Raw genomic sequence first — 8,770 nt, forward strand, 5'->3', positions numbered from 1 at the left:
TTTTTTTAAAACCCTGTTGTCTGCATTTTTTTACCTATTCGAAATTTTTTACCATTTTTCTTTATTTGCAAACAAAGAAAAATCTTTGTGAAAAGAAAAATACAAAGTATATTATTATATTCTAAAAATTCTAAACAATTACAAAGGATACATATTATCATTATCCATCAAAAAGAAAAAAAATGGTATCAAATGTTTATGTAGTAATAATGGCAGGAGGAGGAGGAACTCGTTTCTGGCCCTATAGTAGAGAAGAAAAACCGAAGCAGTTTTTAGACATACTCCAAGTAAAAAAATCACTTCTGCAACTTACATACCAAAGGTTTGTCGGATACGTAAAAGAAGAGAATATAAAAATTGTAACCCTCAAAAAATACGAAAATACTCTAAAAACCCAACTACCACACCTACAAGAAAATCAAATTTTTTTAGAACCCAATAGAAAAAACACCGCTACTTGCATACTCTATGCCTGCCATAAAATTTATAAACAATGTCCCGATGCAGTATTGATAATTGTCCCCGTAGACCACCTTATAATGGATGAAAAAGAATTTCAAAATTGTCTTAATACAGCAATAGAACATGTTTCCCTATCCGAACATATCATCACCATAGGAATACAACCTACTCGAGAAGAAACAGGATACGGCTACATTCAATACACAGAAAATAAACAAAATCCTATCCATAAAGTAAAAACATTTGTAGAAAAACCGAATATCTCTTTTGTGAAAAAATTTATTGAAAGCAAGGAATTTGTTTGGAACGCAGGAATTTTTATCGCTAAAGCCGCTTCCTTCATAAACGAATATCAAAAATTATACCCCGAAATAACAGAACATTTTTTCAATACCGCTCATTTTTTTGATACCGATAAAGAACAAGAACACCTTACCTCTCTGTATTCCCTCTGCAAAAATATCTCTATTGACTTTGCTCTCATGGAAAAATCGGACCAAGTGTATGTAATCCTCGGAAATTTTGTATGGATAGACATTGGAACTTGGAATACCCTCTACCAACACAACCCAAAAGACGAACAAAAAAATATACATTCTGTAGACACTATAATCCCCAAAAATAGCAAAGAAAATATAATATATACTGATACAAAAGATAAACTCATTGTCTTACAAGATATGAAAAATTACCTCATAGCTGATTATGGAAACGTATTGGTGATTATAAAAAAAGACAACGAAGAATATCTCAAAGATATTTTATCTGACTTAGCACATAAAGAATTACATACCTATTTATAAAAAATGCAAGAACCTTTTCTCTACTTTATATGGAAGTATCAATATTTTGATAAAACAACCCTACAAACCACAGATGGTAAAACGATTCAAGTTTTAGATGTAGGAATTCTTAATAGAGATGCAGGTCCTGACTTTTCCTATTCAAAAATATTAATAGATAATATAGAATGGAACGGAAATGTAGAAATACATATAAAAAGCAGTGATTGGAAAAAACATAACCATCAAAAAGATACATCTTACACCAATGTTATCCTTCACGTAGTGTGGCAAAATGACGAAAACTGCTACCGAAAAGACGGAACTAGCATACCACAATTAGAATTAAAAACAAGAACTTCTCACACCATGATAGAAAGATACAATACTCTTCTATCAGAAAAAAATCCTGTTCCATGTTTTTCTTTTGCAACAAACATAAACCCCCTCAAAGCAAGGTCTATGATGGACAGAGTCCTCGTAGAAAGATTAGAAAGAAAAACCCAATTACTTCAAGATATATTAGAAAAAGAAAAAGGCGACTGGAACGGATTATTCTTTCACGCATTAATTCGCTTCTTTGGATTCAAAGTAAATGAAGAAGGATTTCAACAACTTTCTAAAAATACATCATTTTCTATAATTCATAAAATACATAGAGATATTACCTCCACAGAAGCATATCTCTTTGGAATGGCAGGTTTTCTGTCCAATAATGTCAACGATGAATATTCTAAAACCTTACAAAAAGAATTTCAATATATCTGTCAAAAATTTACTATAACACCCCCAAAAGAATACCCTCTTTGGAAGTTTTTACGACTCAGACCCGCAAACTTCCCTCCCCTCAGAATAGCCCAACTCGCAGCTATTTTCCATATAAACCCACAAATATTTTCTTCCCTCAAAACCCTCAAAACAACAAAAGAAATCCAAAAAATATTTGCACAACCTGTATCCAACTACTGGAAAACACACTACCAATTCTCTTCCCAAACAGAAAATAAAACACAAAATACCATCGGAACTCATTCCATAGACATTATTATCATAAATGTAGTAAGCCCTATCCTGTTTCTCTTTGGTAGAATGTACGCTCAACCCGAAATGGAAGAAAAAGCCATAGATATACTCTACTCATTAAAAAACGAAAAAAACGCCATAGCAGATTTTTACACCTTTATGCCCATCAAACAAGAAACAGCACACGACTCCCAAGCAATACTAGAACTATACAACGCCTATTGCACCAAAAAAAAATGCCTCGAATGCCAAATAGGACTCAATATATTGAAAAATAAATAAAATCAACATCTTAATTATATTCACAAAATGAAAAAAAAAATACTCTGCACCATACTAATAAGCATGTATACTGCTTGCAATACCATACAGAAACCAAATAGTATAAACAACCTCTACAACAAAACCCTAAAACCCTTTTATTACGGAGTCGCATCGGGAGATGTATCCGCTCACGAAGTCGTTTTATGGACAAAAGTAGTCCCCGACCATCCAATAAAAGCCCTTTTGGTAAATTGGAAAATCTCACCCGATTCCCTTTTTCAAACAAACACCATATCAGGAATTTACACCACCGACTCCATAAACCAACATACCGTAAAAGTAACAGTAGATAATCTACTCCCCGATACTTATTACTATTATACATTCTCTACTTTTGGAATAGAATCCTTACAAGGCAGAACAAAAACCGCTCCCGATATGCTCAAAGATTCTATTACTTTTGGAGTAGTAAGCTGTGCTAACTACGAACACGGGTATTTTAACGCCTATTCCGCATTAGCAAAACAAAAAAATATAGAAGCAATAATCCATTTAGGTGATTATATTTATGAATACGGAAAAAAAGACAGAAAACAAGCCCTCCTCATACCCCACAGAGAGCATCTCCCCCAAAACGAAATAATATCTCTCCAAGATTATAGAACAAGGTACGCACAGTATAGTTTAGACCCCGACCTCATACTACTGAGACAGAAGCATCCACTATTCGCCATTTGGGACGACCACGAATTTGCAAATAATACCTATAAAGAAGGTGCTGACAATCACTCCCCCGAAACCGAAGGCACTTTTGAAACCCGAAAAAAAAACGCCCTCCAAGCATATTATGAATGGATACCACTGAAAACAAACATCCCCGACCCCATTTACAGAAAAATATCCTACGGAAAACTCGTAGATATTTTTTTATTAGAAGAAAGAATAGAAGGAAGAACAAAACAAACTTCTAAAGACGATACCCCAAGCAATACCGATACCACCAAATCTATCCTCGGAACCACCCAAAGAAATTGGATCCTCAACCAAATCCAAAACTCATCTGCCATTTGGAAAATAATAGGAAATCCCGTCCTCTTTTCTTCCATCAAATTCCCATTTACCAACTGGGACAACTGGAACGGATACCCACACGAAAGAAACATAATAACCACTTTTTTAAAAAACAATCATATAAAAAATATCGTCTTTCTCACAGGAGATTCCCACTGCTCCATGGCTTTACCTATCACAGAAAACTTCTCCCAACAAACTCATAACAGCGTAGGAGTAGAATTCCTTACTCCCAGCATAAACTCAGGAAATACCGATGAATATAAAAAATGCTATAAATGCCAAGAAGCTCTCGCAGAACAAGCAGAATATATCCCCAATAACCCCAACCTAACATTTGTAGATGTTATAAATCATGGTTTTATGACCATCACCCTCCAAAAAGATAAAGCAATAGCAAAATGGTTTTTTGTAAAGACCCTCTCCTCTCATTCCGATAGCACCTATCTTGCAAAAACAATAACAGTAAACATAAATACAACCACCCTTCTCGTAAAAGATAATTCCAAAAATTGAAGCTCCTTACCGTTCTATTATCTTTCACAATTTTTTTCGACCCCAATCTACCCAACTCTCCTCCTTTATTAAACGTGTTAGGTTTTGAAAACCTAACACGTTTTAGTGGAGGGGTTGGGGGAGGTCAAAATAAAAACCTTAATAATAAAAAAATATCCCATTCACTTTTCCACAATTTTTTGTAAGAGAGATTCCATTTCCGAAGTGCATGCGTTCAACGGATCGTTCCCTGCGATGAACACAGGTTTGCCTGTTATGAGATCATTGAGATGGTAATCGGATCGGAGGTGCGTAGCACCGAAATATTGGTAGAAGATGCGGGAGGTCAAAATCTCCCCTCCTTTATTAAACGTGTTAGGTTTTCAAAACCTAACACGTTCTAGTACTAACCTGTCGTTTTTCATTATTTTTTTGTGTTATTAAACATCTTTTTCATATTATAATAAAATATTCAAACAAAAAAAATGTAATATGCTTTTTTTGTAGAGAGAAAATGCATACTGTATTTTTTATCTACGTATCTATCTTCTTCATGTTTTATTTTAATTTTTTATTTTTATGAATAATTTTATTGTGCGAAGGAATACAGCAATGTATTTTTTCTTAGAGGGGATGAGGTTCTTTATTAAGAATATGAGCGAGGAAGGAAAAGCAGTATCTGCCATGATTTTTGGAAAGAGATGTTTTGAGAGTCATTTTTATTATATTTTTCTAAAAGTATACATAGTAAATAGTTACCAATAAGCAAAATACATAATATCTTATTATTTTATTTTTTCACCAGTATAAATCGATCAAGAGCGATATCTTTTAATAAATAAAAAACAAGAAAATGAAAGCAAAATATGTAGACCCCTTTACGGATTTCGGTTTTAAGAAAATCTTTGGAGAAGAAGCAAGTAAATCAATATTAATGGACTTTTTGAATGCTTTACTGTCCAATAATGATAAAATAATTGATTTGACTTTGAAGAATACTGAACATCTGGGTCAGGGATTAGTTGACAGAAAAGCGATTTACGACCTTTACTGTGAAAATGAGAAGGGCGAGAAATTTATTGTAGAACTACAAAAAACAAAGCAGAATTATTTCAAAGAAAGAACAGTTTATTATTCCACTTTTCCCATAAGAGAGCAAGCAGAAAAAGGAGAATGGAAATTCCAATTAAAAGCCGTGTATTGTATAGGGATATTGGACTTTACTTTTAACGATTACAAAACAGAATCAGAAAAAAACGAAGTGATGCATACCATTCAATTAAAGAACCAACACGGTAAAATATTTTATGATAAGCTTACTTTCCTATATTTGGAAGTGCCTAATTTCAAAAAGACCGAAGCAGAACTTGTAACCCGTTTGGATAAATGGTTATATTTTATTAAACATTTAGAGGACTTGCAAACCATCCCTACAATTATGGGAGATGATATTTTTACTCAGGCATTTGATAAAGCCGCTCTTGCAAAATTCACTGAAAAAGATATATATGATTATGAAGTGAGTTTGAAGCACTACAGAGATTATTATAATACTATTGACTATGCTTTTGGTGAAGGAGAAATAAAAGGAGAAATAAAAGGAGAAACAAAAGAAAAAATAAAAAGAATCATAAAAGATCTCAAAAGAGGAAAACTCACACTTACTGAAATAGCAGAGGACTCTAGTGTATCCTTAGATTTTGTAATGCAAATAAAAACAGAAAACAATCTCTAAAAGAAAACAAATCATTGAGAATTATCCACTGTTCCTATCTAAAAAAAACTATTTTGCAATGAAATTACAAATGTATGGAACATATCAAAAAACAATAATATTTACACATCAGTAGAAAATAAAACAAATACAAAACCAATAAAACAAAGTAAAACAATGAATGTAATACATACATTAGCAATAGCAGCGGGATTATTTGGATGCGTGGCTCTGGGAAATGCACAAACTTACAGAGACAGAGACAATGACGGTCTCATAGAAATATATAATATAGAACAATTGGACTCCATCAGATATAACCTCGGAAGTACAGCAGGTAAGGTAGCTTGTGGTACCGATAGCTGTACAGGGTATGAACTCACGAGAAGCTTAGATTTTAATAGTGCATCTTCTTATAGATCAGGAACTGTCAATACTTCCTTTACCACAGGAAGTGGTTGGAATCCTATTGGAACATATTCAACTCCTTCCACTGGTACGGAATTTAATGCTACCTTTGAAGGCAATACTTATACCATAGATCATCTGTATATAAACCGCCCATCTACTAATGATGTAGGTCTTTTTGGATATACACAACAGAGCAGTAGTAGGATCAGAAATATAGGTCTCAGGAATGTATCTGTCAGGGGTAATTCTAGGGTCGGCGGATTGGTGGGATCGAATAGAGGAACCATCAGCCAAAGTTATGCCACAGGATCTGTCACGAGTAATAATAACTCTGTCGGAGGATTGGTGGGAGGGAATAGTGGAACCATCAGCCAAAGCTATGCTACGGGAGATGTCTCGGGTTCTGATCGTGTCGGCGGATTGGTGGGAAGTAGTAATAGAACCATAAGCCAATGCTATGCTACGGGATCTGTCTCAAGTACTACTAATTCTGTCGGCGGATTGGTGGGAGATAATTTTTATGGAACAATAAGCCAAAGCTATGCTACAGGAGATGTCACGGGGGGTACTCAGAATGTCGGTGGATTGGTGGGAGAGAATTATTATGGAACCATCAGCCAAAGCTATGCTACGGGAGCTGTCTCGGGTAATGAGAATGTCGGCGGATTGGTGGGATATAATAATGGAACTATCAGCCAAAGTCATTCCACAGGATCTGTCACGAGTACTTCTTATTCTGTCGGAGGATTGGTGGGAGGGAATAGTGGAACCATCAGCCAAAGCTATGCTACGGGAGATGTCTCGGGTTCTGATCGTGTCGGAGGATTGGTGGGGTTTAATGCTTATGGAACTGTAGTACTGCATGGTTATTGGAACGTAGATGCTCCTCATACAGTAAATGGCACAGCAAGAAGTAATAATAATAAAGTAGGGATAGCTACTAGTACTAATAATGGCACATTTTCTTATGTTATAGGTTTCTCTCTCTCTGCTCTGCAAAATCCTACTGCTTCTGCTTCTGATAGTATTCGAGAATTAGGACCGGGATTTATATATAGACAAGGAAGATTACCTCGCATAGATAGTGCAGCAGCAAGAATAACTGTCAATGGTGTAAACTTTACTCAACCAATATCCACTATTACAAATATAGGAACCAGTAGCACCGTAGCAAATGTAATCCAAGGAACTGCTACTACTCGTGCTACTCTTACTGTAGATGGAATACATTTTACTGCTAATGTAATTGGGACTACAAGCATAAACTCTCCTTATACCATTAGCAATATTCAAAATGGAGTAGGAGTAAAAATAACTCAGACAATAACCTTTTCTGCTCTTCCTCAGAAAACTTTTGGAAATGCTCCTTTTGTATTATCAGCGAGTTCTTCTGCAGGTTTATCTGTTTTGTTTTCTGCTTCTAATACTTTGGTAAGTATTAATAATAATACAGTTACTATAAGAGGAGCAGGTACGGTGAGTATTACTGCTTATAATACGGGGAATGATACCTACCATTCTGCAAGTGTATCAGGAGTGCTTAGTATTATATCAGGAACTTCTACCCTAAATGATGGACTTGTTGCTTATTATCCATTTAATGGTAATGCAAATGATGAAAGCGGAAATAGAAATAATGGAGTAGTAAATGGTGCTACTTTGACATCTGATAGATTTGGAAATCCCAATAAAGCATATAGTTTTGATGGAAGGGGTAGCTACATTACTATTCCATCAGCTGCTAATGGGTTAGTTACATCTTCCTATACTATTTCTTTTTGGATAAATGTATCCGACACAACTTCAAAAAATGATGGTTCAGAAGTAATTAGTGATAGAGAAGAAACAAGTTGGCTTTTTCGTTATAGATTTAATTTTAATATTTCAAATGTAGGTTTTTTACATGATACGACTCATATTACTACATGCCCATCTCCTGAAACATGTGTTAGTATTTACAGTTCTACGCCTAAAATAGGTATGTGGTTAAATTATACCATCGTTTATGACGGAGAATTAAAAACGTTTAAATTATATTATAATAGTGTTTTAATTGAAACAAAAACTAATGTAAATTTAACACCTGGTAATAGACAGATTAATATTGGAAGAACTGTAAGTCCATCTTATAGAACAGGGACAGCATTTTATAATGGAAGTATTGATGATATAAGATTATATAATAGAGCGTTAAACACTTTGGAAGTGGCAGAACTTTATAGTGGTGTAACTGAAAAAAGAAATCAGACAATAACCTTTTCTGCTCTTCCTCAGAAAACTTTTGGAGATGCACCTTTTGTATTATCAGCGAGTTCTTCTGCGGGTTTATCTGTTTCATTTTCTGCATCCAATACTTTAGTAAGTATCAATAATAACACGGTAACTATCAGAGGAGCAGGAACGGTAAGTATTACTGCGTATAATACGGGGAATGATAATTATATTGGCTCATCTGCTTCACAAATACTTCTTATAAAAGACGCAAATAATCCTAATAAAACAAACCCCACTCTTACTTTTTCTGCTGTTCTTAACCTTACCGTAGGAC

6 protein-coding genes are annotated in these 8,770 nt (G+C 34.5%); 5 read left to right on the forward strand and 1 reads right to left on the reverse strand.

The window, feature by feature from the left end:
* The first annotated feature begins 182 nt into the window (after positions 1 to 182).
* From QM536_08315 to QM536_08325, 3 genes are read left to right on the forward strand one after another with little or no spacing between them, the layout of a single operon-like run.
* On the forward strand, positions 183 to 1,265 hold the full coding sequence (locus QM536_08315) for a mannose-1-phosphate guanylyltransferase (GenBank protein ID MDI9357008.1): 1,083 nt from the start codon (positions 183 to 185) through the stop codon (positions 1,263 to 1,265).
* 3 nt (positions 1,266 to 1,268) lie between these two features.
* Complete coding sequence (locus QM536_08320) at positions 1,269 to 2,549, forward strand: DUF2851 family protein (protein MDI9357009.1); 1,281 nt, start codon at positions 1,269 to 1,271, stop codon at positions 2,547 to 2,549.
* A 27-nt stretch (positions 2,550 to 2,576) separates the two neighbouring features.
* Entirely contained in the window at positions 2,577 to 4,118 is a 1,542-nt protein-coding gene (locus tag QM536_08325; protein ID MDI9357010.1) for an alkaline phosphatase D family protein, read from the forward strand.
* Positions 4,119 to 4,279: 161 nt separating this feature from the next.
* Here the strand turns inward: QM536_08325 and QM536_08330 are convergent, their stop codons facing one another.
* On the reverse strand, positions 4,280 to 4,447 hold the full coding sequence (locus QM536_08330) for a hypothetical protein (protein MDI9357011.1): 168 nt from the start codon (positions 4,445 to 4,447) through the stop codon (positions 4,280 to 4,282).
* A gap of 503 nt (positions 4,448 to 4,950) precedes the next feature.
* Here QM536_08330 and QM536_08335 point away from each other — a divergent pair.
* Positions 4,951 to 5,832, forward strand: a complete 882-nt coding sequence (locus tag QM536_08335) for an Rpn family recombination-promoting nuclease/putative transposase (GenBank protein MDI9357012.1) — start codon at positions 4,951 to 4,953, stop codon at positions 5,830 to 5,832.
* A 156-nt stretch (positions 5,833 to 5,988) separates the two neighbouring features.
* On the forward strand, positions 5,989 to 8,770 hold a 2,782-nt coding region (locus QM536_08340), incomplete at its 3' end, for a LamG domain-containing protein (protein ID MDI9357013.1).

The organism is Chitinophagaceae bacterium (assembly GCA_030053935.1).
Lineage (GTDB): Bacteria > Bacteroidota > Bacteroidia > Cytophagales > JASGCU01 > JASGCU01.